Origin of the sequence: Bradyrhizobium sp. 76 (assembly GCF_023073025.1) — a bacterium.
In the GTDB taxonomy this organism is placed as follows: domain Bacteria; phylum Pseudomonadota; class Alphaproteobacteria; order Rhizobiales; family Xanthobacteraceae; genus Bradyrhizobium.
Genome location: NZ_JADPIS010000103.1, coordinates 310886 through 334297, shown reverse-complemented (window position 1 = coordinate 334297; position 23412 = coordinate 310886). Strand labels below are relative to the sequence as shown.

The 23412-nt window shown below is 65.0% G+C and carries 17 protein-coding genes; 6 read left to right on the top strand and 11 right to left on the bottom strand.

Annotated features, from left to right (window positions below):
* Positions 1-55: 55 nt before the first annotated feature.
* Complete coding sequence (locus IVB48_RS27865) at positions 56-1057, top strand: adenosine kinase (protein WP_247404941.1); 1002 nt, start codon at positions 56-58, stop codon at positions 1055-1057.
* A 149-nt stretch (positions 1058-1206) separates the two neighbouring features.
* Here IVB48_RS27865 and IVB48_RS27860 read toward each other — a convergent pair whose 3' ends face one another.
* Together IVB48_RS27860 and IVB48_RS27855 are read right to left on the bottom strand one after the other, a co-directional pair.
* Entirely contained in the window at positions 1207-2901 is a 1695-nt protein-coding gene (locus tag IVB48_RS27860) for an AMP-binding protein (protein WP_247404936.1), read from the bottom strand.
* Positions 2902-2979: 78 nt separating this feature from the next.
* Positions 2980-4173, bottom strand: a complete 1194-nt coding sequence (locus IVB48_RS27855; protein ID WP_247404933.1) for a serine hydrolase domain-containing protein — start codon at positions 4171-4173, stop codon at positions 2980-2982.
* 347 nt (positions 4174-4520) lie between these two features.
* On the opposite strand from IVB48_RS27855, the gene IVB48_RS27850 reads away from it, so the two are divergent.
* Together IVB48_RS27850 and IVB48_RS27845 are read left to right on the top strand one after the other, a co-directional pair.
* The gene (locus IVB48_RS27850) at positions 4521-4841 is read left to right on the top strand and encodes a hypothetical protein (RefSeq protein WP_027566114.1); all 321 of its coding nucleotides are present in this window, start codon (positions 4521-4523) and stop codon (positions 4839-4841) included.
* A gap of 122 nt (positions 4842-4963) precedes the next feature.
* Positions 4964-6457, top strand: a complete 1494-nt coding sequence (locus IVB48_RS27845) for an NAD-dependent succinate-semialdehyde dehydrogenase (protein WP_247404930.1) — start codon at positions 4964-4966, stop codon at positions 6455-6457.
* A gap of 119 nt (positions 6458-6576) precedes the next feature.
* Here the strand turns inward: IVB48_RS27845 and IVB48_RS27840 are convergent, their stop codons facing one another.
* The 3 genes from IVB48_RS27840 to IVB48_RS27830 all read right to left on the bottom strand — a co-directional run bounded on the left by IVB48_RS27840 (position 6577) and on the right by IVB48_RS27830 (position 10998).
* The gene (locus IVB48_RS27840; RefSeq protein ID WP_247404927.1) at positions 6577-8793 is read right to left on the bottom strand and encodes a SulP family inorganic anion transporter; all 2217 of its coding nucleotides are present in this window, start codon (positions 8791-8793) and stop codon (positions 6577-6579) included.
* Between the two features lie 295 nt (positions 8794-9088).
* The gene (locus IVB48_RS27835) at positions 9089-10003 is read right to left on the bottom strand and encodes a phosphoribosylaminoimidazolesuccinocarboxamide synthase (RefSeq protein WP_247404925.1); all 915 of its coding nucleotides are present in this window, start codon (positions 10001-10003) and stop codon (positions 9089-9091) included.
* Between the two features lie 77 nt (positions 10004-10080).
* The gene (locus tag IVB48_RS27830; RefSeq protein WP_247404922.1) at positions 10081-10998 is read right to left on the bottom strand and encodes a pirin family protein; all 918 of its coding nucleotides are present in this window, start codon (positions 10996-10998) and stop codon (positions 10081-10083) included.
* Between the two features lie 269 nt (positions 10999-11267).
* Here IVB48_RS27830 and IVB48_RS27825 point away from each other — a divergent pair, with 269 nt between their 5' ends.
* Both IVB48_RS27825 and IVB48_RS27820 read left to right on the top strand, forming a co-directional pair.
* Complete coding sequence (locus IVB48_RS27825) at positions 11268-12329, top strand: helix-turn-helix domain-containing protein (RefSeq protein WP_247404919.1); 1062 nt, start codon at positions 11268-11270, stop codon at positions 12327-12329.
* A 145-nt stretch (positions 12330-12474) separates the two neighbouring features.
* Positions 12475-13896: a serine hydrolase gene (locus tag IVB48_RS27820; RefSeq protein WP_247404915.1), complete on the top strand. Its 1422-nt coding sequence runs from the start codon at positions 12475-12477 to the stop codon at positions 13894-13896.
* Positions 13897-13899: 3 nt separating this feature from the next.
* Here IVB48_RS27820 and IVB48_RS27815 read toward each other — a convergent pair whose 3' ends face one another.
* Positions 13900-15267 (bottom strand): MmgE/PrpD family protein, encoded by a 1368-nt coding sequence (locus tag IVB48_RS27815; RefSeq protein ID WP_247404912.1) that lies wholly within the window; start codon positions 15265-15267, stop codon positions 13900-13902.
* A gap of 122 nt (positions 15268-15389) precedes the next feature.
* Here IVB48_RS27815 and IVB48_RS27810 point away from each other — a divergent pair, with 122 nt between their 5' ends.
* Positions 15390-16505, top strand: a complete 1116-nt coding sequence (locus IVB48_RS27810; RefSeq protein ID WP_247404909.1) for an FUSC family protein — start codon at positions 15390-15392, stop codon at positions 16503-16505.
* Between the two features lies 1 nt (position 16506).
* Here the strand turns inward: IVB48_RS27810 and IVB48_RS27805 are convergent, their stop codons facing one another.
* The 5 genes from IVB48_RS27805 to gyrB all read right to left on the bottom strand — a co-directional run bounded on the left by IVB48_RS27805 (position 16507) and on the right by gyrB (position 23286).
* Complete coding sequence (locus IVB48_RS27805; protein WP_247404906.1) at positions 16507-17157, bottom strand: 2-hydroxychromene-2-carboxylate isomerase; 651 nt, start codon at positions 17155-17157, stop codon at positions 16507-16509.
* Entirely contained in the window at positions 17154-17642 is a 489-nt protein-coding gene (locus IVB48_RS27800) for a DUF2867 domain-containing protein (RefSeq protein ID WP_247404903.1), read from the bottom strand. Before IVB48_RS27800 ends, IVB48_RS27805 begins: the two co-directional genes overlap by 4 nt.
* Entirely contained in the window at positions 17639-19033 is a 1395-nt protein-coding gene (locus IVB48_RS27795) for an MATE family efflux transporter (protein WP_247404899.1), read from the bottom strand. Before IVB48_RS27795 ends, IVB48_RS27800 begins: the two co-directional genes overlap by 4 nt.
* A 250-nt stretch (positions 19034-19283) precedes the next feature.
* Positions 19284-20579: a UDP-N-acetylglucosamine 1-carboxyvinyltransferase gene (gene murA, locus IVB48_RS27790; RefSeq protein ID WP_247404896.1), complete on the bottom strand. Its 1296-nt coding sequence runs from the start codon at positions 20577-20579 to the stop codon at positions 19284-19286.
* Between the two features lie 271 nt (positions 20580-20850).
* Positions 20851-23286 (bottom strand): DNA topoisomerase (ATP-hydrolyzing) subunit B, encoded by a 2436-nt coding sequence (gyrB, locus tag IVB48_RS27785; RefSeq protein WP_247404892.1) that lies wholly within the window; start codon positions 23284-23286, stop codon positions 20851-20853.
* Positions 23287-23412 lie beyond the last annotated feature (126 nt).

The following is a 23412-nucleotide window of genomic DNA, read 5'->3' as shown; positions in this document are numbered from 1 at the left end:
CGACAGGAAGCGGATTTCCGCGGGTATCGCAATCCGCCAAACAGGATCAGGGTGAATGGCTGACGTGAAATATGACGTTCTCGGCATCGGCAACGCGCTGTTCGACGTGCTGGTCAAGACCGACGAAGCCTTTCTGGGCAAGCACGGCATGACCAAGGGCAGCATGTCCCTGATCGACGAGGCACGGGCCGCCGCCATCTACAGGGACATGGGTCCGGCGACGGAAGTTTCCGGCGGTTCGGCTGCCAACACCATCGTCGGCATCGGCAGCCTCGGGGCGCGCGCCGCCTATGTCGGCAAGGTCAAGGACGACCAGATCGGCAAGCTCTACGTCCACGACATCCGCGCGGCCGGCGTCGCTTTCAACACGCCCGCGGCGAAGGACGGCCCTGCCACCGGCTGCTCCTACATCCTGGTGACCGATGACGGCGAGCGCACCATGAACACCTATCTCGGCGCCGCGCAGGATTTGTCGCCCGCCGACATCGACCCGGCCGAGATCGCCGCGGCCGGCATCGTTTACCTCGAGGGCTATCTCTGGGACCCCAAGAACGCCAAGGACGCCTTCGTCAAGGCGGCCAACATCGCCCATGATGCCAAGCGCAAGGTGGCGCTGACATTGTCGGATTCCTTCTGCGTCGATCGTTATCGCGACGAGTTCCTGGGGCTGATGCGCAACGGCACCGTCGATATCGTGTTCGCCAACGAGTCCGAGTTGCATTCGCTCTACCAGACCTCCGATTTCGACACCGCACTCAAGCAGTTGCGCAACGACGTCAATCTCGGCGTGGTGACCCGCAGCGAAAAGGGCTGCGTGGTGGTCACGCCAACTGATGCAGTCGCAGCGCCGGCGTCTCCGATCGCGAAACTCGTGGACACCACCGGCGCCGGCGACCTCTTCGCTGCCGGCTTCCTGTATGGCCTGGCGCGCAACCTGTCCCACAAGCAGTGCGGCGAGCTCGGCGCGCTCGCAGCCGCCGAAGTGATCCAGCACATCGGCGCGCGTCCGCAGGTGTCGCTGAAGGAACTCGCAGGGCAGCGCGGACTGACCGTGTAACGCGGTCTCTCTCCCCGTGATAGCGAGCGGCACTCTCCGCTGTCGTCACCCGGCTTGACCGGGTGACCCAGTATTCCAGAGCCGTTAGTGGGCTACGGAGAAGCCGCGGCGTACTGGATGCCCCGCCTTCGCGGGGAATGACAGGCAACCTACGCAGTCTTCGCGGCCTTCAGCCCAAGCCGTTGCTCCACCTGGTCGCGCATCAGGAATTTCTGGATCTTTCCGGTCACGGTCATCGGAAACTCGTCGACGAATTCCACGTAACGCGGAATCTTGTTGTGGGCGATCTGGCCGTCGCAGAAGGCGCGCACCTCTTCCAGCGTCAGCGTCTCGCCGGACCTGACGCGGATCCAGGCGCAGAGTTCCTCGCCGTAGCGGGTATCGGCAACGCCAAAGATCTGCACATCCTGGATCTTGGGATGGCGGTACAGAAATTCCTCGATCTCGCGGGGATAGAGGTTCTCGCCGCCGCGGATCACCATGTCCTTGATGCGGCCGACGATGTTGCAATAACCCTGGTCGTCGATGACGGCGATGTCGCCGGTATGCATCCAGCCGTTGGCGTCGAGCACATCGGCGGTCTTCTCCGTTTCCTCCCAATAGCCCAGCATCACGCTGTAGCCGCGGGTGCAGAGCTCGCCCCGTTCGCCGCGTTTGACGATTCTGCCGTCGAGATCGACGACCTTGACCTCGACATGCGGATGGATTCGCCCGACCGTCGAGACGCGGCGATCGAGCGGATCGTCGACGGCGCTCTGGAAGCTGACCGGGCTTGTCTCCGTCATGCCATAGGCGATCGTGACCTCGCCCATGTTCATCTCGCTGTTGACACGCTTCATCACTTCGATCGGGCAGGGTGCACCGGCCATGATGCCGGTGCGCAGCGACTTCAGATTGAAATTTGAGAATTCACAGTGGTCGAGTTCGGCGATGAACATCGTCGGCACACCGTATAGCGCGGTGCATTTTTCCTGCTCGATCGTTCGCAGCGTCGCGAGCGGATCAAACCCCTCGCCGGGATAGACCATCGTCGTGCCGAGCGTGACGGAGGCGAGGTTGCCCATCACCATCCCGAAGCAATGATAGAGCGGCACCGGAATGCAGATGCGGTCCTGTTCGGTCAGGCGCATGGCGCGGCCGACGAAATAGCCGTTGTTGAGAATGTTGTGATGGGTCAGCGTCACGCCCTTGGGCGATCCCGTCGTTCCGCTGGTGAACTGGATGTTGACGGCATCGTCGAATTGCAGGGAGGCACCGAGCGCGGCGAGCTGCTCGCGGTGCAAGGGTCCGCCCATGACGGCGGCCTCCTCGAACGGAATCGTGCCCGGACAGGCGGGGCCGCCGATCTGCATCACGATGCGCAAGGCCGGTAGCCGCGCGGCGCGCAATTGCCCGGGCTTGGCGATCGCAAGCTCCGGCAACAGCGTGTTGAGCATGTCCATGTAGTTGCTGCTCTTGAACGCCGTCGCGGTGACGATGGCGCTGCATCCGACCTTGTGAAGCGCGAATTCCAGCTCGCTCAACCGGTAGGCGGGATTGATCGTCACCAGGATGAGGCCGGCCTTGGCTGCGGCAAACTGGGTCAGCGTCCATTCCGGCCGGTTCAGCGACCAGATGCCGATCCGTTCGCCGCGTTCGAGGCCGAGCGCGACAAAGCCGGCCGCGAGCGCATCGACCCGCTCGGCGAGCTCTTTCCATGTCCACCGCACGCCGTGGCTGGGCGAGACCAGCGCCTCGCGACCGCTCCAGCGCCGCGCACCCTGATCGAGGCTGCGCCCGATGGTGTCGCCGAGCAGCGGCGTGTCGGAGATGCCGCAAACGTAACTGTCGGCCTTGTCTGCCAAGATCGTGTCCTCCAGTCAGGTGCGTGGACGGCCGGACAACAAGCCCGGCCGTCACGCGTCGTGAGTGCTAGGCGCGCCTCAGGCCGCTTTCCGCCCGCTGCCGGCATCGAGCCCGGCATAAACGCCGCGCTCGAAGCCGGCAAAAGCCTCGAGACACTTTGCATCGGCGAACGGCAGCAGCTGCATCAGGATCACGCCGGTGACGTCGCGCGCCGGGTCGATCCAGTAGTAGGTGTTGGCGAGGCCGGCCCAGGCGAGGCTGCCCGCGCTACGCCCCTCGGCGGTCTTGGCGGTGTTGATCATGAAGCTGAGGCCCCACTTCTTCACCTGCTCGGGATAGAGATCGACGTCATTGGTGTACATCGGCGCCGCCGTGGTCATCTTGCCCATGGCGAGATCGCCGATGTGATTCTGCCCCATCGTCGCGATGGTCTCGGCCTTCAGCACCTGATTGCCGTTGCCGCGGCCCTTGTTCAGGATCATTTGGGTAAACCTGATATAGTCGGCCGCGGTCGAATAAAGGCCGCCGCCGCCCATGTGGAATTCCGGCTCCTGCTCGAGCTCGAACGGGATCGCGGCGAGCTTGCCGTCCTCGCCGCGCGCATGCATGCCGACCAGGCGCTTGCGCATGTCGTCGGTGATCTTGAAGGCGGTGTCGCTCATGCCAAGCGGTGCGAACAGATTGTCGCGCAGATAGGCATCGAGGCGCTTGCCGCTGGCGGCTTCCACGGCCTTGCCGACGAAATCGATATTGGTGCCGTATTCCCAGCGCGTGCCGGGGTCGGTCATGATAGGCGTCTTCAATGCCGCGTTCTGGCAGGTGGTGATGGCGGGGATGCCGTTCTTGTCCAGATAGACCGCGAGATCGCCGTTCCACATGTTGTAGCAGAAGCCTGCCGTGTGGGTCATGAGCTGGCGCAGCGTGATCGGCCCCTTGGCCGGCCGCAGCTTGGCTTCGCCCTTGGCGTCAGAGCCTTCGAGCACCTGCGGCTTGGCGAGATCGGGCAACACCTCGCCGATCGGTGCATCCAGCGACAGCTTGCCCTGCTCGACGAGCTGCATCGCGCCCGCTGATGTCACCGCCTTCGTCATCGATGCGATCCAGAACACGCTGTCGGCGGTCATCGCGTCCGGCTTGGACAGGTCGCGTTTGCCGAACGCGCCCTGATACAGCACGTCGGTACCGCTGGCGGCGAGGGCGACGACGCCGGGAATTTCCCCGGCCTCGCTCTTCTGGCGCAGAATCTGGTCGATCTCAGCTTTGCCTTGCATCCGCGTTTCCTCCGGTTTGATTATTGTTGGAAGCGATCGATTGTCCTCCCGCGTGCGCCGCGCGGCAAGCGCATCCGCGTACCTGCCGCGGTCGCGATGTCGTGACTTGACGGTCGGCTCCCCGCGCACGACGACAAGGCGCTGAACTGCAATACCCCGTCACAATCTGCGGTGGATGGCCGCAACCAGCTGTGACCGTGGATGGCTGCTGGCGCTATGTTTCGACTGTTTTGACGCACTTGAAACATTTTGTGAGCTGCGGCGTTCAGCTCTCGGCCGATCGACGGCCAACGTTAAGACTTGATGCAAATTTAGCGGCCGCCCACCGGCCGCGAGGGGGACCTCAGATGATTTCGACCTGGAGCGAATGGAAGCGCTATCCCCGTCCCGGACGGGGCGAGAATCTCGAGGCGCCGATCTCGCCCGGCATCTATGAGGTTCGCATCGCCGGCACCGGCGCGCTCTATTCATTTGGCGCGGTCGACAATCTGGCGCAGGCGCTGGCGCTACTGCCGGTCGGTTCAAAGTCCTGGTTCGGCCGCCGCAACGCGTCCGACGTCCCTGATCTCGAATATCGGACCTGCGCGACCTCCTCGAAGGCCGACGCCAAGGCCGCCGCCGAGCGCATGATCGGGCGGCGCGAGACCTATCTGAGCGGCGCGGCGTAAGTCCGCCGCTCCGAGCCTGGCTCCCAGCAGATGTGCGTTGCGGGACGGTGCATTGCGCGCCGCTTCTCCCTATATTCCGGCCGAACCGGAACAGCCCGCAAAAGCCCCGCAGGAGCAACGCCATGACCCCGACCGCCGCCGCACGTGCTCAGCACGCCACGTCCAATCTGCGCGACCGGTTGAAGGACCCGTCGCTTCTGAAGGAGGCTTGCTACATCGATGGCGCCTGGGTCGGCTCGCCGGTCTTCGCCGTCAACAATCCCGCGACCGGCGTCGAGCTCGCAAAGGTTCCGCAGCTTTCGGCCGATGACGCCACCAGGGCGGTCGAGGCCGCCGAGCGCGCCTTTCCGGGCTGGGCCAAGCACACCGCCAAGCAGCGCTCCAATATCTTGCGCAAATGGTTCGAGCTGATCATCGCCAACCGCGAGGACCTCGCGCTGATCCTCACCTCCGAGCAGGGCAAGCCGCTTGCCGAAGCCCTCGGCGAAGTCGACATCGGCGGCGCCTATGTCGAATTTTTCGCCGAGGAGGCCCGCCGCGTCTATGGCGAGACGATTCCGACGCAGCGGCCGGATGCGCGCTTGCTCGCGATCAAGCAGCCGATCGGGGTCTGCGGCGCAATCACGCCGTGGAATTTCCCGAACTCGATGATCACGCGAAAGGTTTCGCCGGCGCTTGCGGCCGGGTGCACCGTGGTGCTGAAGCCCGCCAATGAAACGCCGCTGTCGGCGCTGGCGCTGGCCGCGCTCGCGGAGAAGGCCGGCGTGCCCAAGGGCGTGTTCAACATCATCACCGGCGATGCAGCGCCGATCGGCAAGGTGCTGTGCGAGCATCCGGCCGTGCGTTTCGTCGGCTTCACCGGCTCGACCGCGGTCGGCAAGATTCTCTACCGGCAGGCCTCCGTCGGAGTGAAGCGGCTCGGGCTCGAGCTCGGCGGCAACGCGCCGTTCGTGGTGTTCGACGACGCCGATATCGATGCGGCGGTCGAAGGCGCGATCGTCTCGAAATACCGCAACATGGGCCAGACCTGCGTCTGCGCCAACCGCATCTATGCCCAGGACAAGATCTACGACGAGTTCGTGCAGAAGCTGTCGAAGAAGGTCGCGGCGATGAAGATCGGCGACGGCACGGAAACCGGCGTCACGCAGGGCCCGTTGATCAATTTGAAAGCGGTCGACAAGGTCGAGCGCCACATTGCGGACGCCGTCAAGCGGGGTGCCAAGGTCGTCACCGGCGGCAAGCGCAGCGAACTCGGGCGCTCGTTCTTCGAGCCGACGGTGCTTGCCGACGTCAAGCCGGACTCGCTGGTGGCGCAGGAGGAAACCTTCGGCCCGCTCGCACCGGTGATCCGCTTCAAGGACGAGGCCGACGTCATCGCGATGTGCAACGCTTCGCCGTTCGGTTTGGCGTCGTATTTCTACTCCCGCGATCTCGGCCGCGTCTGGCGTGTCGCCGAGGCGCTTGAGTCGGGCATGGTCGGCGTCAACACCGGCCTGATCACCACCGAAGTCGCACCCTTCGGCGGCGTCAAGGAGAGCGGCCTCGGCCGCGAAGGCTCGCATCACGGCATGGAAGAATATGTCGAGATCAAATACGTGATGATGGCGGGGGTTTAGGTCGCCGTCATTCCTCCACGTCATTGCGAGCGAAGCGAAGCAATCCAGAGTCTTTCCACCGAGACAGTCTGGATTGCTTCGTCGCAATAGCTCCTCGCAATGACGAAGCTACGCGCCAATCAACGTCGCAACACCGCGATCGTGCGGTTCGCAAAGGTCAGCCGCTCCGCCATCACAGACACGAAATAGGTCAGCAGCTTGTGGCTGAGTGCGGGATCCTCGGTCTTGATGGCGTCGAATTGGTGCGTGTTCAGCACGTAGAGCACGCTGTCGACCTCGGCCTGGATGGTGGCGCTGCGCGGTGTCTGTGATACCAGCCCCATCTCGCCGATCGTGGTGTAACGGCCGAGGCTGCGCACGCGCGTGCTGCGGTCGTCGTCGGCCGGGATCATGATGCCGACGCGGCCGTCGAGGATGAAGTGCATGGAATCGGCGGGGTCGCCGGCTTGCACGATGACCTCGCCGGCTTCGACCTCGATGCGCTGGCAGCGGCGGATCAGCTCGTCGGCGCCGTCCTCACTGCCGAGCATTCGCGTGAACCAGTCGCGCAGGCTGGCTTCTTCCTGCGCCAGCTCCTGATGCTGCGAGATGAGCTCGTTCTCGCACCATTCCAGCGCGCGATCGAGCTCGGGGACGATGGTGACGCCCTCGCCGACGAAGTCGCTGGAGCGCAGCACCTTCTCGGCTGTGGCCGACAGATGCACCAGGATCAGCTCGACGCCGAGTTCGCCGGCGCTGCGCTTGATCTGGGCAAAGCTATAGGCGGCCGATGAATCGACGCCAGTGACGAGCTTGAAGTCGAACAGCAGATAGCGGCATTCGGGGCGTTCCTGCAGCAGCTGCTTGACGTGCTGATAGAGCCGGTTGGCGGAGCCGAAGAACAGATAGCTCTGGAGATTGAGGCCGCGGATCTTGCCGCCATGGGCCAGCAGCACCTCCTGGTCGTCGCGCGAGCGATCGAGCGAGGAGCGGTACTCCGAGCCGTCGAAACTGTACTTGATCGACTCGACCCGCGCGGCGCTGAACGCAAAGGTCGTGCAGCCGATGATGACGCCGATCAGGATGCCCGGCACGAAACCCCAGGCGACGATGATCGCGATGATGGCGATCAGCGAGAGATATTCCAGCTTCGACAGCCGCTTGCGCGACTCGATGATCCATTTGTGCAACTGGTCGGCGCCGAGATAGAGCAACAGGCCGCCGAGCACGAATTTGGGGATGAAGCCGAGCAGCTCGGGTGCAACGGCGAGCACCAGCAGCGACAGCGCCGCGGCCGTGAGGCCGGACAGGCGCCCGCGGCCGCCGCTGGAGAAATTGAGCATCGAGCGGCTGGTCGAGCTGCAGCCGGGGTAGCCGCCCAGCATGCCGGTCAGGATATTGGCGGCGCCGGTGACGTTCAGCTCACACTCCAGGTTGGCTTCGCGATGCGTGGCCACCTCGATGCCGGTGGTGTTGAACAGCGTGCTGGAGGCCGTGACGAAGATGACCGCGACGACGTTGCCGAGCAGGTCCGGTATGGCAAACCAGGGATAGCGGGCGAGATCGTCGGTGTGCCAGGGCAGCACGAAGACCGCTTGCGGTGGGGACTGAAAGGTCCAGCCCAATGTGCGCGCCTCATCGGAGGAAACGCCGGTGATCCAGAACGCCAGATGCGCGGTGAGCACGCCGCCGACCAGGATGATCGGCAGTCCGAACGGGCTGCGCGAGCGGTGCCAGGTGAGATACAGCACCAGCGCCATCGCGCAGGCGGCACCCAGCTCCAGCAGGATGGTGCGGTTGGCGAAGTGCGACAGTGTCGCCAGTTGCAGCGGGTGGTCGGTGATCACCCGGACCGCACCCATGACGATGAGAAGTCCGGTTGCGCCCAGGAAGCCGCCGACCACCGGATAAGGCACGTAGCGGATGGCGCGGCCAAGCCGCGTCAGGCCCAGCCCACACAGCACCAATCCCGTCAGCATCGTCGACAGGCCGAGCGTGATCAGGATTGGTGACAGCAACGGCGCCGACAGGTGCGCCGTCTCGATGCGTTCGACCACCGAGGCTGCCAGGATACCCGTCACCGCGGCGGTCGAGCTGTCAGGGGCTGCAATCGCGAAGGGCAGGGAGCTACCGAGCCCGACGACGGCCGCGAGCACCGCAGAGCTGACGAAAGTGGCCGTGATGCCGTAGGACAGATAGGGCGACAACGGCCCCGCGAAGATCAGCAGCGAGTAGGACAGTCCGAATGTGACGGTCAGGACGCTGGCGGCGCTCCCGCCCAATATATCAGTCAGCGCACGCTTGAGGGCCGGAGTGAGCCGGGCCGACGGAGTGAAGCCAATTGCTGGATCTGTCACGCCGTAACACTCGCTCGTGAATATTTCCCTCCGAGAGGTAGACGACTGCGAGGCTAGTGCAACAGGATTCTTGCAAGCCGGATGGAAGAAACCGAAGCGCCCGCCATTCGTCGTCGTCCTGGCGAAAGCCAGGACCCATTACCCCAATGGAGCAGTTTGGCGAAGTCTGCGCATTCGGGATTTGCACCGAACGCACGCGATAAACCTCGCGGTATGGGTCCTGGCTTTCGCCAGGACGACGCCGGGGAGGCATCGAGCCGGCCGGCAATGACGGAGCGAGAGGTGCCGAGTGGGGCTAGATCTTCAAATCCTGCCCCGTCACGCGGCGATATGCTTCCAGATACCGCTTGCTGGTCGCGTCCACCACGCTTGCGGGTAAAGGCGGCGGCGGGGCGTCGCCATTCCAGCGGCCGGCGCGGCGCTCGACGTCGAGATAGTCGCGCAAGGGCTGCTTGTCGAAGCTCGCCTGCGGCTGGCCCGGCTTGTAGGTGTCGACGGCCCAGAAACGCGAGGAGTCCGGCGTCATGACTTCGTCGATCAGGATGATGCGGCCGTTCTTGTCGCGGCCGAATTCGAACTTGGTGTCGGCGATGATGATGCCCTGCTCGCGGGCGAGCTCCTCGCCGAGCGTGTAGATCGCGCGCGTCATGCTCTCGAGCGTGTAAGCCGTCTCGTCGCCGACGACCTGGCGCATCTTCGCGATGGTGATGTTCTCATCATGGCCGGTCTCGGCCTTGGTCGCGGGGCTGAAGATCGAAGGCTCCAGCTTCTCGCTCTCGACCAGACCTGCTTTCAGCTTCTCGCCGGCCAGTGTGCCGCTGGCTGCATATTCCTTCCAGGCCGAGCCCGAGAGGTAGCCGCGGATGACGCATTCGATCGGAAACACCGTGGTGCGGCGGCAGAGCATGGCGCGGCCGAGAATTTCGGCGCGATGCGGCTTCAAGGCCGGCACGGCGGCGATGATCTCGTCGGTGTCGGCGCTGATCATGTGATGCGGCACCACGCCTTCAAGCTCGTTGAACCAGAACGCGCTGATTTGCGTCAGCACCGCGCCCTTCATCGGAATGGTCTCGCCCATCACAACGTCGAAGGCGCTGATGCGGTCGGTGGTGACGAGCAGCAGGCGGTCGTCGTCGACGGCGTAGATATCGCGTACCTTGCCGCGCCCGATCTTGGGCAGCGGCAGGTCGCTGGAGAGCATCGTGGTCATCGGCAGAACTTTCGGAGCAAGGCCTTGCGACAGGACATCCGGCCGCGCCTGTTCGCGCGACCGGAAACCGGGATAGCCTATTCCGGCAGCGGAATGAACTCATGTTCCTGCGGAACCGCGGCGAAGCGGCCGGTTTTCCAGTCCTGCTTAGCCTGCTCGATCCGCTCCTTGCTGGAGGAGACGAAATTCCACCAGATGTGGCGCGGGCCTTCCAGGGCGTCGCCGCCCAGAAACATCATCCGCGTGGCTTTGAGCGCCTTCACCGTGATGCGGTCGCCCGGCCGGAAGATCAGCAGCCGCGGCCCTTCGTAGCGCTCGTTCGCGATCTCGACCTCGCCGTCGACGACGTAGATGGCACGCTCTTCGTGATCGGGATCGAGCGGCACGGTCGCGCCCGCGACCGCCGTGACCTCGGTATAGAACCAGGGCGAGACCATCGAAACAGGCGAGGTGACGCCGAAGGCCGAGCCCGCGATCACCTTCGCGGTGAAGTCGCGCTCGGAGACCATCGGCAGGTCACCCGCCCCGTAGTGCTGAAACGAAGGGGCGATTTCTTCCGATCCTGCCGGCAGCGCGATCCAGCTTTGCAGGCCCAGCATCTTCTGCCCCGAGGCGCGCTGCACATCCGGCGTGCGCTCGGAATGCGCGATGCCGCGGCCGGCCGTCATCAAATTCATCGCGCCGGGCTGGATCTCCTGGATGTTGCCCTCGCTGTCGCGATGCATGATCGCGCCGTCGAACAGATAGGTGACGGTCGCAAGCCCGATATGCGGGTGTGGCCGCACGTCCATGCCCTTGCCTGAGACGAATTGCACCGGCCCGAAATGGTCGAAGAAGATGAAGGGTCCGACCATCTGCCGCTTGCCGTGCGGCAACGCGCGGCGTACCGCGAAGCCGTCGCCGAGATCGCGCGTGCGCGGCACGATGACGAGATCGAGCGCATCGCAGGACATGGGATCGCCGAGCACGGGATCGTTCGAGGGTTGCCAGCTCATGGTGGACTCCTTTTGGTTTTTTCGAGCTAAATCGTAGCAGGATTTCGTGCGGCCGTCGCGGCTAAGCCTGGACCACATACTCCGCCGTCATCGCCCCGCGAAAGCGGGCGATCCAGTACGCCGCGGCCACTCGGTTCGATCACCGCCGTCTCGGAGTCCTGGATCGTCCGGTCAAGCCGGACGATGACAGCTGTGGTGCGGATGGTGCTTGAAAAAACCAATTGGACGGACGATGTTCGGCTCGCCCATACCGATGGCCACAGCATCTGATGACGTCAGCCGCCCTTGAACTCGCATTCCGCGCCGCTTCTGTGGCGTTGCTATTAGTGCTGGCAGCATCGCTTGTCAGCGATTTCCGCAATGTGCTGGCAGCCCGGCTCGGTGCGGCCTTTGCGCTCGGCTCGGCCGCGCATGCTGTGAGCTATTCTGTCGGAACATCATCGCTGGTCCCGGCATGGCATGCGCCGCTGATCGCGCTCTCAACCGGCAATATCGTGGTGTTCTGGCAGTTCACGCGCGCGCTGTTCGACGACGAGTTTCGCCTGCGCCGGTGGCACGGATTGACCTGGGGGCTGGTGACAGCCTTCAGCTTCGTCAGCTGTCTCTGGATCGCGCCGAGCGGACATTTCCGGGTCGCCCTCACCGCGGTGAACCTGATTGTGCTCGGCTTCATTGCGCTCGCGATCATGCAGACGATCGGCTCATGGTCAGCCGATCTGGTCGAGCGCCGCCGCCGTGTTCGCGTCTTCATCGTCTGTGCCGCCGCGCTCTATGGCGGATTGAACGCGCTGCTCCAGATCCTTGTCGGCGGCAGTGACGTCGGCGATGTCGCCAACACCGTCAATACAGGCGTGCTCGCCGGCATCGTCGCGGCCATCGCCTATGCGATGATGCGGGTCGATGGCGCCGACCTGTTTCCAGCCGCCGCGGAGGCTGCGCCCGCGATCGCGGCGAGCCAGCCTGTCGGCGAGGATGCCGCCGACCAAAAGCTGATCGACGCCCTGATGCGGCTGATGGCGGACGAACGGATCTATCGCCAGGAGAACATCAGCATCGGCGTGCTGGCGGGCCGGCTGAAGATCCCCGAATACCGGCTGCGCCGGCTGATTAACCAGGGGCTCGGCTACCGCAATTTCAATGTGTTCCTGAACAACCACCGGATCGAGGAGGCCAAGGCCGCGCTGGCCGATCCTGCCCAAGCCGAGGTCCCCGTCATCACCATCGCGATGGATTCCGGCTTCCAGTCGCTCGGCCCGTTCAACCGCGCCTTCAAGGCCGTGACCGGGGTGACGCCGACGGAATACCGGCGGCTCAAGGTCAATGCTGCCTAAGCTTTAGGGTGCTGTAATATCTAGGTTATTTTGGAATCGGCGAGCGTCTCGCGGCTTTCGGCTATGCCGTTTTCCAAATCCGGCGAGCGGGCATCGCGTGAATGCCGCTTCGTCTCCGGCACGCGCCTCAAGCCGGAGCAAGCCCGTGACCCGCCGCCGCAAGATCGTCCTTCTCACCACCGCCATCGCTTCTGCCGGCCTCGCGCTCGGCGCGGTTCGCGCCCATGACGTGCCCAAGGTCGCCACCGGCTTCATCGCCGACGTGCTCTGCTCGGAGACGTTTGTCTCGGGCCTCGATGTCAGGCGTAGTTTGACCGAGACCATTGATGCGATGCCGGGCGCCGGTTTGCTCACCTGGGCGATGGACTATCAGGTCGATCGCATGCGCAAGGACGTCACGGTGACGCTGTTCGGCATCGGCCGCAGCCACGCCGTCTATCGCGAGGGACTCGGCTGCACGCTTGAGCACGGCGGAAGGATCACCGACGTGCCGCCGGATGACAGGCAGCCGGCGTTGCTGCCCGAGATCGCCGGCCCCGCGGTCGTGTCGCCGCAGAGCCCGGAGCTGTCAGCCGCGCTCGATCACGCCTTCGCTGAGCCGATATCCCCGCCATTCCGCCGCACCCGCGCAATCGTCGTCATGAAGTCGGGCCGCATCATCGCCGAGCGCTATGCGGACGGCATCGGACCGGAGACGCCGCTGCTCGGCTTCTCCATGACGAAGTCCGTGATCTCTGCTCTCACCGGGATCCTCGTGCGTCAGGGCAGACTGAAACTCGACGGGCCCGCACCGGTCGCCGCCTGGACAAATCCGGACGATCCCCGTCACGCGATCACCGTCGATCAATTGCTGCGCCACACCGCCGGCCTGGCGCTCGGCAGCTCGCTTCAGGCCTCGCTCGGCTCCGCGTTCGAGCCGGTCAATCGCATGAAATTCGTAGAGGCCGACATGGCCGCCTATGCCGCGAGCATGCCGCTTGCGACGTCGCCGGGCGCCGTGTGGAATTATCACGATGGCAACACCATCATGCTCGCGCATCTGATCCGGAACGCTGCCGGCGGCAATCCGGCGGATGCGCTTGCCTTCGCGCGCCGCGAATTGTTCGCGCCGCTCGGCATGCGCCACGTCACGCTCCAGCTCGACGGCGCGGGGACGATCAAGGGATCGAGCGAGATGCTCGCATCCGCGCGCGACTGGGCGCGCTTCGGCCAGCTCTATCTCAACGACGGCGTCGCCGGCGGCAGGCGCATCCTGCCCGAGGGCTGGGTGAATTACTCGGCGTCGGCGACGTCCAATGCGTGGGTCGGCATCGGCGCCGGCTTCTGGACCAACCAGGGCGACAGCTTTGGTGCGACCTTCCGCATCGGTCACGGCTGGCCGCGCGATGCCTTCTTCGCCAAGGGCACGATCGGGCAATACACGATCGTGATTCCGTCGGAGCGTCTGGTGATCGTGCGGATGGGCCGCTCGCCGAACCGGCCGCCGGAAGCGGATGGCGTGTTCGGTCTGGTGCGGGATGTCGTGGCAGCAACGCGCGACAAAGGGAAAGTCGCGAGGGTGGATTAGGAGTTACCTTCCCAGCTCCGTCGCCTTCGCCACGCGATCGAACCGCTCCAGCGTCATGATCGCGTCCGCGAATTTCTCCGCGCGCGCATTCAGCACCGGACGGGCCAGCGTCAAGAACTTCTGCTGCATCGCCTGCGCGTCGGGGAAGGAGGTCGGCTCTCCCGAGGGATCGGCATACAGCCGCTCATGCACGCCGTCGTCCGTCGTGATGCTCACGCGGGCGCCGAAGGGGTGGGTGCGGCCGACTTCGAGCCGATCGTCCTGCACCACGTCGAACTTGTCGGCGAGCGCGTCGATGGCGGCGTCGCCGAGGCGGGTGTAGTCGTCCCAGCCAAATGAGCCCTGGTCGAGCGCGAGCGCGCCGGTGAAGAACATCGAGAACTGGCCGCCGACGATCGAGGTCGGGTGCCGCTTGGTCGCGGCGTCGCCCGTGAGCGTGATGCCGTTGCGATGCAGTCCGATCTCGACGCGCTTGACCTGATCGGGCGTCAGATTGTGCTCGCGCCGCATCGCGATCAGTGCGTCGATCGCGGCGTGGGTATAGCGGCAGCTCGGATACGGTTTGACGCCGATCTTCATGGTCTCGTAGGTCTTGCCGAGCTCGGCGACCGCCTTTTCGGGATGCGCGTCGTCGGTGTAGCCGGCGAGCAGGCCGTGCTTGCCCTCGACCGATTCCGTCGCGCCGACGAAGTCGTTGCGCGCCAGCGTCGCGGCGATCACGCCGTTCATCGCGGCGGCGCCGACCTGATAGCGCTTGTTCCAGGCGCCATTGACCAGGAATTGCAGCGAGCCCGCGGCCTGGCTGCCGGCGACGCCGAAGGCGGCGATGAGCTGTTGCTCGGAGAGGCCGAACAATTTGCCGGCGGCCGAGGCTGCGCCATAGGTGCCGGCGGTGGCGGTCGGATGAAAGCCGCGGGCGTAATGCGAGGTCGGGTCGAGTGCGTTGCCGAGCCGGCAGCAGACCTCATAGCCCGCAACGATCGCGGTCAGCACGTCGCGGCCCGACGCGGCGACCATCTCGCCGATGGCGAAGGCGGCCGGAACCACCGGCGCGCTCGGATGCAGCGAGGAGTCCGCATGGGTGTCGTCGAAGTCGAGGGAATGGCCGAGCGCGCCGTTGAGCAGCGCCGCGACCGCCGGCGTCCAGGTCTTGCTGTCGCCGAACACGGTGGATTCGCCCTTGGTATCGAGCGCAAGGGCCTCCAGCATCTTCAGGATCGAGGGGGTCGATTCCGCTTCGCTGCGGGCCCGGATGGCGCTTCCGAGGAAGTCCAGCGTCAGCACTTTTGCCCGATCCAGCACTTCCGCCGGAATATCCTGAAATTTCAGGTTGGCGACATAGGCGGCGAGCGTTGCGGTTTCGTGAGCCATCGTGTTTCCTCGTTTTGGCGCGCAAGTTAGGCGGGCTGATTTGGCCTTTCAAGCGGCCTCGGGGCCGCGGGCATCAGCTATGCTTTTGGCTGGCTTTACCAGAATTGGATCGGGATAGGACGATGGCATTCGCAGGAGAGCTGTTCGACCGGGTCTGGTCGCGAAAGACCCAATTGGGGTTGGCGATCCGGGTCACGGTGGCGGCCACCGGCGCCTACGCGCTCGCCACCGCGCTGCATCTCTTGTTACCGCTCTGGGCCGTCCTCACCTCCATCATCGTCACCCAGATGAGCGTCGGGCGCTCGCTGAAGGCGACGCGCGACTACATGCTCGGCACCATCGGCGGCGCGATCTATGGCGGCGCCATCGCGATCCTGATCCCCTATTCCGGTGAACTGGGCCTGCTGGGCCTGCTGGTGCTGGCCGTGGCGCCGCTTGCCTTTGTCGCATCGATCTATCCGAATCTGAGCTCTGCAACGGTGACGGCCGTGATCGTGCTCGTGCTTCCCTCGATGCATCATGCCGATCCCATGGCCTCGGCGATCGATCGCGTCAGCGAAGTCGCGGTCGGCGCGGTGACGGGGCTGCTGGTCTCGTTCCTGGTGCTGCCCTCGCGCGCGGTGCGGCAAATCCGCGCCAGCGCGGCGAAGCTGCTCGAATTGATCGCGGAGGCCTTCACCGAATTGCTCGCGGGCCTGACGCGCGGCCGGGACAACGACGCGCTGCACCGGATTCAGGACGGTATCGGCACCGCAATGGTCGGCATGAATACCATCGGCGCCGAAGCCGAGCGCGAGCGCTCTGCGCGATTGTCGAGCGGGCCGGACACCGGCCCGTTGTTGCGCACGATCTTGCGCTTGCGCCATGACGTCGTGATGATCGGCCGCTCCACGGTGGTGCCGTTGCCGGCCGAGGTGCAGACGCGGCTTGCCGCGCCGCTGACGGAAGTCTCGACCGTGATCGCACGCTTCCTGCGTTCGGCCGCCGCGGCGTTGCGCGAAGGCGCCGGCGCCCCGCCGATCCACCCCGTGCATGTCGCGCTCCAACATTATGCCGAGGCGGTCGCCGCCGTGCGCCAGGACGGCCTGATCCGGGGCCAGCCCAGCGACACCGCGGAGCGCTTCTTCGCGCTCGGCTTCTCGCTGGAGCAGATGCACCAGAATCTCTGCGATCTCGATCGCGTCGTCGGCGAATGGTCCGAGGCCGCGACCGACAAGCCCGCGCGCGTGGCGGAGTGAGCTAGCGCCGCATCAGGCCCTTGCTCTCCATGCGCCAGACCAGCAAATCGATGCGGTCCTGACCGAAGAACGGCTCGTTGTCGAACACGAAGGTCGGCACGCCCCAATGGCCGGAGGCGGCGTGGTCCTTCTCGTTCTCAGTGATTACCTGCTCGTAGCGATCCGGGTCCGCGGTGATCGCGGCATCCATCGCGACGAGATCGAAGCCGGCCTTGGCGGCGGCGCGCGCGAGATGATCGCCTTCGTTCCAGCCCGCCACCGAGCCGTCCCACAGCACGCGGGCGATCGCATCGGTGAATGCGAGCGGGCGTCCCTCAAGCTGCGCCATGGCACCAAGCCGGGTCAGACGGTGGATGTAGGGCTGCTCCGCCGCGACGTCGAACGTCACCTTGTCCTGCACGATCGGATCGGGCCTGGGAAAGCGGAACGGAATGCCCTCGTGCTGCGCGACGCGCGTGCTGTCGAGCACCACATAGCGAATGAAGTTCGGGCTCGCCTTCTTGAAAAACCCGGGCACGCGGACTGCGAGCGGATAGACCGGCCGCACATTGACCGCCAGATCGTAGGTTTCGACCAGCTTGAGCGTCTTGGGCAGGGCCAGATAGCTGAACGGACTGCGAAAGGAGTAGAAGAGGTCGACGGAGAGCGTCATCGGGCCGGCTCCGCGAGCCGCCCCATCATGCTGCGGGCCACAAGCTTGTGGAAGGGCGTGATGAGCGCGAGATAGGTGCGGCCCAGCAGATTGTTGGTCCGCACCAGCGTGGTCAAGGTGACGTGGCGCAGCACCGCTTCGCCGGCAACCTCGACCACGATGCGGAAGTCGAGATGGGAATCGTCGAAGCCCGCGACCAGCCGTTCCGGCGTTTCGCTGAGCACCGGAAACAGGCCGATCAGGCCGCCCGGCGCCGGTGCGCCTTCACCCGATTTCTTCAATCCAAAGGGCGTCACCAGGATGTTGCGCAGGCGTGTCAGCGCATCGATCCAGCGCGGACCGTGCAGCACCATCCTCGTGCAGGCCTCGCGGGCATTCACCGTCGCCGCGCCGATCTCGACGCGAAACGTGTCGATGAATTGCGCACCTGCCAGCACGGCTTCGGCGTCGACCTCAGGGGTGACTTCGCGGACGGTCCCGTTCATCCGGCCAGTTTGCGCGTCAGCATCCGGAAGCGCAAGATCAGAAGTCCGGCATAGACGAACGATCCGATCGACAGTCCGATCCAGACCCCGACCGCGCCGAGATCGGCGTGAAAAGCCAGCCACCAGGCGATGGGAAAGCCCACGCACCAATAGCCGATCGCGGCGAATACCAGCGTCATCCTGGTGTCATTGATGCCGCGCAACGCGCCGCCCATGATGGTCTGGATCGCATCCGCGATGAAGAAGGTTGCGCCGACCAGCAGCAGCGTCGCGGTCAGTTCGACGGTCGCCATACTGGCCTCGCCGCTGCCGAAGAACAACCGTCCCAGCTCATAGCGGCCGAAGATGATCGCGACGGTCAGAGCCGAGACGAACGCGATCCCGATCACGGCTGCGGCGAGACCTGCGCGCTTCACCGCAAGCGGCTCGCCCCGGCCGAAGGCGTGACCTACCCGCACGGTGGCCGCCATGCCGATGCCGAGCGGGACCATGAACAGCACGGCGGTGACCTGGAGCGCGATCTGATGCGCCGCGAGCGCCGTGGTCGAGATCAATCCCATCAGCAGCGCGGCCGAAGAGAACAGGCCATATTCCAGCAGCAGCGAGAACGAGATCGGCGCGCCGATCGCGATGAGCTTGCGCATCAGGGGCCAGTCGATCCGCCAGAGATGGGCAAGCGGACGATAGTCCGCGAACGGCTTGCGCAGCCCCGCAATGGCGAGCGTGGCGGCGAACGAGCCGAGATTGACCAGCGTGGTCGCAAGCCCCGCGCCGAACAGGCCGAGCTCCGGCAGGCCGAACAGGCCGTGGATCAGGACATAGACCAGCGCGGCATTGACGGGGATCGCCGCGAGCGTGATCCACAGCGGCGCCTGCGGCCGGTTCACCGCGCTCATCATGCTGCGCAGCGCGATGAAGCCGAGCGCCGGCGCGATGCCCCAGGCCAGCCCATTCAGATAGCGCTGGGCGAGTGCGGCCGAGTGCGGCGCCTGACCGAGTACAACCAGGATGTGCTCGCCATAGAGCGGCGAGGCCATCATCGGCAGCGAGATCAGCAGCGCGACCGACAGGCCGACGCGTAAGGAGCGGCGGATGCGCCTGACATCGCCGGCGCCGAACGCCTGCGCGACCAGCGGTGATACCGCCGCCATCAATCCGAGCCCGAACGTGAAGCTGACGAAATAGACCGTATGCGCCAGTGCCGCTGCTGCCACCGCGCTCTCGCCGAGCCGGCCGATCAGCGCAAGATCGGTCGTGATCATCGCGATCTGCCCGAGTTGCGTCAGCGTCATCGGCACGGCCAGCCGCAGCGTCTCGACGAATTCGTCGGCGAGAGGGTTTAGCGGCGCGCCGGCTTGCGGCTGCGAACGAGGCTGGACGGTGTCGAGCATGGCGGATCAATAGCACGGCCGGGCGACGAAAACATGGCTTGGTCTTCCCCTTGCGGGAGAGGGTGGCTCGCCGCCTAGCGGCGAGACGGGTGAGGGGTATCTCTCCGCGTACGGCCCTCAAGCAGCAGGACTCGCTGAAGCAACCCCTCATCCGGCGCCATAGCCGATGCGAAGCTTCGGCGTTCTTAAAAACGGCGGCCGAAGGCCGCTTATGCCACCTTCTCCCACAAGGGGAGAAGGGAAGAAACTCTCAGCCCTTCCGTTCCGGCACGCGCCTGATCTTCGCGCCGAGTGCATTCAGCCGTTCGTCGATGCGCTCGTAGCCGCGCTCGATCTGGTCGGCGTTGTTGATCGTGGAGGTGCCCTCGGCGCAGACGGCCGCGAGCAGCATGGCCATTCCGGCGCGAATGTCGGGTGAGGTCATCGTCGCGCCGTGCAGCCGGCTTGGACCGGCGATGATGGCGCGATGCGGGTCGCACAGCACGATGCGCGCACCCATCGCGATCAGCTTGTCGACGAAGAACATCCGCGATTCGAACATCTTCTCGAACATTAGGATCACGCCCTCGCATTGCGTGGCCGTGACGATCGCGATCGACATCAGATCGGCGGGAAAGGCCGGCCAGGGCTGGTCCTCCAGCTTCGGCACGTGGCCGCCAAAATCGTCCTGGATCTTCAGCGTCTGGTTCGAGGGCACGATGAGATCGTCGCCCTCGATGCGGCAGACGATGCCGAGCCGCTCGAATCCCATGCGGATCGAGCGCAGATGCTCGACGCCCGCGCGTACGATGCGAAGCGGCGAACGCGTCACGGCGGCAAGCCCGATCAGCGAGCCGACCTCGATATGGTCGGGCTGGATCCGGTAGGTCGCGCCACCCAGCGTCGCCGGACCGTGCACGATCATGGTGTTGGTGCCGATGCCCTCGATCCCAGCGCCGAGCGCGACCAGGAAGTTGGCGAGGTCCTGCACATGCGGCTCGGACGCGGCGTTGCGCAAATACGTGGTGCCTTCGGCGGCGACGGCTGCGACCAGCGCGTTCTCGGTCGCGGTCACGCTGGGCTCGTCCAGGAACACGTCGGCGCCGGTCAGTTTCGAAGCGCGGAATTCGAGCCGGTCGGTCGCGGTGACCTTGGCTCCCAATTGCTCGAGCGCGAGCACATGCGTGTCGAGCCTGCGGCGGCCGATGACGTCGCCGCCGGGCGGCGGCAGCATCACTTCGCCGCAGCGGGCGAGCAGGGGGCCCGCGAGCAGGATCGAGGCGCGGATGCGGACGCACAAGTCCGGATCGAGATCGGCGGCGCGGATGCTCTTGGCGTGAATGTGAAGCGTGTTGCGGGCGGTCCATTCCGCCGCCGCGCCGACCGAGCGGATCAGCTCGACCAGCGTCTCGGTGTCGCGGATCCGCGGCACGTTTTCCAAGGTCACCGACTGCTCGGTGAGCAGGGCTGCCGCGATGATCGGCAGGGCCGCATTCTTGTTGCCGGAAGGCTCGATCGAGCCCGAGAGCCGGTGACCGCCCTCGACGATGTACTGGATGGGCGCCACGGGGTCTCTCGCTGTCGTATTGAGTGGGGGGCGGGTTTTCGAGGCGGAAGCTACCGAGAATTGAGCGCGGGAGCAATTCTGCACTTGTTGCGAGGGCGGGGGGAGGTTCAGCCGAGGTGTCTCTACGTCATGGCCGGGCTTGTCCTAGCCATCCACGCCTTTGCCAGATGCACGGAGAACGTAGATGCCCGGGCCTTCGCCTCGCCGAAGCGGCTTCGGCCGCGCAGGCGGGACAAGCCCGGGCATGACGACCGTCCAAAGCCATCCGATCTCAGATATCGATCGTCGCGCTCAGCGAATGTTCCTGGATGAAGTCGCGGCGCGGCTCGACCACGTCGCCCATCAGCTTGGTGAAGATGTCGTCGGCCTCGTCGACCTCCTTGACCTTCACCTGGAGCAGTGATCGCGCATTGACGTCCAGCGTCGTCTGCCAGAGCTGCTCCGGATTCATCTCGCCCAGCCCTTTGTAGCGCTGCAGCGAGACGCCCTTGCGGCCGGCGTCTGTGACGGCTTCGAACAGATCGACCGGGCCGTAGACCATGTGCTCGGTATCCTTGCGCCGCAGCTTGCCGGGGCGGGCGTAAACGTCCTGGAGCTTGACCGTGTACTCGTCGAGCTTGCGGGCTTCGACCGAGCCCAGGAACGCGTCGTCGATGAGGGCGACGTCCTTGACGCCGCGCACCGTGCGCTCGAACTGGAAACCATGGCCTTCGACGTATTGACCGATCCAGCCGCGCTCGACCTCGTCGGTGAGCGTGTCGAGGCGGGCGGCGATGTATTGCGCGGCCGCGGCGGCTTTCTCCCGATCGCCGTAGATCGCCTTGTTGAGCACGCCGGTGATGGCAGCCTGCTCGATCACCTTGCGATTGTAGCGGGTGTGCAGGCTGCGCAGGACGCCGCGAACGGCACGGGCGTCGTCGACCAGCGAGCGCAGGTCGCGGCCGGTGCGATCGCCGCCGGTGCCGGGAATGTAGACGCAGTCGTCGAGTCCGGTATCGATCAGATAATCTTCCAGCGCCCGCTCGTCCTTCAGATATTGCTCGGACTTGCCGCGGTTGACCTTATAGAGCGGCGGCTGGGCGATGTAGAGATAGCCGCCGTCGATGATCTCGCGCATCTGCCGGTAGAAGAAAGTCAGCAGCAGCGTGCGGATGTGGGCGCCGTCGACGTCGGCGTCCGTCATCACGATGATCTTGTGATAGCGCAGCTTCTCGATCGAGAATTCGTCGCTGATGCCGGTGCCGAGCGCGGTGATCAGCGTGCCGATCTGCTCGCTGTGCAGCATCTTGTCGGGACGCACGCGTTCGACATTGAGGATCTTGCCGCGCAGCGGCAGCACGGCCTGGAATTCGCGGTTGCGGCCCTGCTTGGCGCTGCCGCCTGCCGAGTCACCCTCGACGATGAAGAGCTCGGATTTCGCCGGGTCCTTTTCCTGGCAGTCGGCGAGCTTGCCGGGCAGCGAGGAGACCGAGAGCGGGCTCTTGCGCGTCAGCTCGCGCGCTTTTCGCGCGGCTTCGCGGGCCGCGGCCGCCTGGATCACCTTGCCGACGATCATCTTGGCTTCGGAGGGATGCTCCTCGAACCAGGCCTGCAGCGCCTCGTTGAGCACGTTCTCGACCACGGGGCGCACTTCCGAGGACACCAGCTTGTCCTTGGTCTGCGACGAGAATTTTGGATCCGGCACCTTCACCGACAGCACAGCGGTGAGGCCTTCGCGGCAATCATCGCCGGTGAGCGCGATTTTCTCTTTTTTCGCGTTGGCCTCGGCATAGCCGTTGACCTGGCGCGTCAGCGCGCCGCGGAAACCGGCGAGATGGGTGCCGCCGTCGCGCTGCGGGATGTTGTTGGTGAAGCACAGCACGTTCTCGTGGTAGCTGTCGTTCCACCACAGCGCGGCCTCGACGCCGATGCCGTTGGCTTCCGCGCGCACCATGATCGGCGCTGGCACGATCGCCTTCTTGTTGCGGTCGAGATATTTGACGAATTCCTCGACGCCGCCGGAATAGTGCATCTCCTCGCGCTTCTCGACGGCGTGACGCATGTCGGAGAGAGCGATGTTGACGCCGGAGTTGAGGAAGGCGAGCTCGCGCAGCCGGTGCTCCAGCGTGGCGAAATCATACTCGATGTTCTTGAAGGTTTCCGTCGAGGCCTGGAACGTCACCTCGGTGCCACGCCTGCCGGGCGCATCGCCGACCACCTTGAGCGGCGCGACCGCATCGCCATGGGCGAATTCGATGTAGTGTTCCTTGTTGTCGCGCCAGATGCGCAAGCCGAGCTTGCTCGACAGCGCGTTGACGACGGAGACGCCGACGCCGTGCAGGCCGCCGGAAACCTTGTAGGAATTCTGGTCGAACTTACCGCCGGCATGGAGCTGGGTCATGATGACCTCGGCCGCCGAAATACCTTCGCCCTTATGGATGTCGACGGGAATGCCGCGGCCGTCGTCGCGCACGGTGACGGAATTGTCGGAATTGAGGATCACGTCGACGCGAGTGGCATGGCCCGCGAGCGCTTCGTCGATCGCATTGTCGACGACCTCGTAGACCATATGATGCAGGCCTGAGCCGTCATCGGTGTCGCCGATATACATGCCCGGGCGCTTGCGTACGGCGTCGAGACCCTTGAGCACGCGGATCGATTCCGCCCCGTAATCGCTCGGATTTGAGGGTTCGTTTTCGGCAGGCGTCTGCCGAGCAGGTTCTGTCATGAGAGGCCTTCGAGATGTCGCCCGAATCAGCGGCGCAAAAGGCGCTGATATGCGGGCTATTTGTGCCACGAAAGACGGATTGCGCCTAGCGCAAAGTATCTCCTTGCAAGTCTTTGATTAGATGGG

Bases quoted from the DNA above. Each gene is read 5' to 3' on its own strand.
- IVB48_RS27810 (WP_247404909.1), top strand. From the start codon at position 15,390: ATGGCATTCGCAGGAGAGCTGTTCGACCGGGTCTGGTCGCGAAAGACC.
- IVB48_RS27850 (WP_027566114.1), top strand. From the start codon at position 4,521: ATGATTTCGACCTGGAGCGAATGGAAGCGCTATCCCCGTCCCGGACGG.
- IVB48_RS27825 (WP_247404919.1), top strand. From the start codon at position 11,268: ATGACGTCAGCCGCCCTTGAACTCGCATTCCGCGCCGCTTCTGTGGCG.
- IVB48_RS27855 (WP_247404933.1), bottom strand. From the start codon at position 4,173: ATGCAAGGCAAAGCTGAGATCGACCAGATTCTGCGCCAGAAGAGCGAG.
- gyrB (WP_247404892.1), bottom strand. From the start codon at position 23,286: ATGACAGAACCTGCTCGGCAGACGCCTGCCGAAAACGAACCCTCAAAT.
- IVB48_RS27845 (WP_247404930.1), top strand. From the start codon at position 4,964: ATGACCCCGACCGCCGCCGCACGTGCTCAGCACGCCACGTCCAATCTG.
- IVB48_RS27865 (WP_247404941.1), top strand. From the start codon at position 56: ATGGCTGACGTGAAATATGACGTTCTCGGCATCGGCAACGCGCTGTTC.
- IVB48_RS27830 (WP_247404922.1), bottom strand. From the start codon at position 10,998: ATGAGCTGGCAACCCTCGAACGATCCCGTGCTCGGCGATCCCATGTCC.
- IVB48_RS27800 (WP_247404903.1), bottom strand. From the start codon at position 17,642: ATGAACGGGACCGTCCGCGAAGTCACCCCTGAGGTCGACGCCGAAGCC.
- IVB48_RS27795 (WP_247404899.1), bottom strand. From the start codon at position 19,033: ATGCTCGACACCGTCCAGCCTCGTTCGCAGCCGCAAGCCGGCGCGCCG.
- IVB48_RS27835 (WP_247404925.1), bottom strand. From the start codon at position 10,003: ATGACCACGATGCTCTCCAGCGACCTGCCGCTGCCCAAGATCGGGCGC.
- IVB48_RS27805 (WP_247404906.1), bottom strand. From the start codon at position 17,157: ATGACGCTCTCCGTCGACCTCTTCTACTCCTTTCGCAGTCCGTTCAGC.
- IVB48_RS27815 (WP_247404912.1), bottom strand. From the start codon at position 15,267: ATGGCTCACGAAACCGCAACGCTCGCCGCCTATGTCGCCAACCTGAAA.